The organism is Rhizobacter sp. P3_C12, assembly GCF_056402735.1.
This window is the reverse complement of the sequence record NZ_JBFUGW010000652.1, coordinates 1-601: the sequence shown is the minus strand read 5'-3', so window position 1 is coordinate 601 and position 601 is coordinate 1. Positions and strand designations below refer to the sequence as shown.

Sequence of the window (601 nt, the reverse complement as noted above, 5' to 3'; positions counted from 1 at the left end):
CCTTCATGATCAGCGGCATCGGGTCGTCGCTGCCCAGGCGTGTGACGRCCCACAGGTTGGCCATGCCGCCCTGGTGCAGGTGGGCGTCGAGCCGGAAGCCGTCGATGACCTGGCCGGCGGCCAGGCGCGACGAGGGCCTTGCCGGCCCGGCCTCAGTGTCCATCGATCAGGCGCTGGGCCAGGCGTTCGGGCAGGCCGGCGGCGAGCACCTTGGCGGCCGCGGCCTCGTGGTCGTAGGGCACGCGGTGGTAGGTCAGGTCGCCGCTGACGGTGTCGAAGGTGGCATAGGCGGCGGCCGGGTTGCCGTCGCGCGGCTGGCCGGCCGAGCCGGGGATCACCAGCCATTGCCGCTGCGGCGACAGCGGGATCGGCACGCCCGGCACCGGCGTGAAATCGCCGACCTTGCCGGTGCCCGACAGGTGGAACAGCAGCGGCTCGTGCACATGGCCGCAGAAGGTGATGCGCGCATCGGTGGCATGCAGGCTGCGCACCGCATCGAGCCGGCCGGTGACGTAGCCCCACGCGGCCGGCGCATGCGCGTTGGCATGCACGTAGAGGCGGTCGGCGTCGCGCGCGGTGAGCGGCAGCTTCGACAGGAAGT

General features: G+C 72.7%; 1 protein-coding gene. It reads right to left on the bottom strand.

Annotated elements, in window-relative coordinates:
- Positions 1-152: 152 nt before the first annotated feature.
- The coding region (locus tag AC1DXV_RS35185; RefSeq protein WP_477938125.1) for a metallophosphoesterase family protein at positions 153-601 on the bottom strand (449 nt) is incomplete at its 5' end.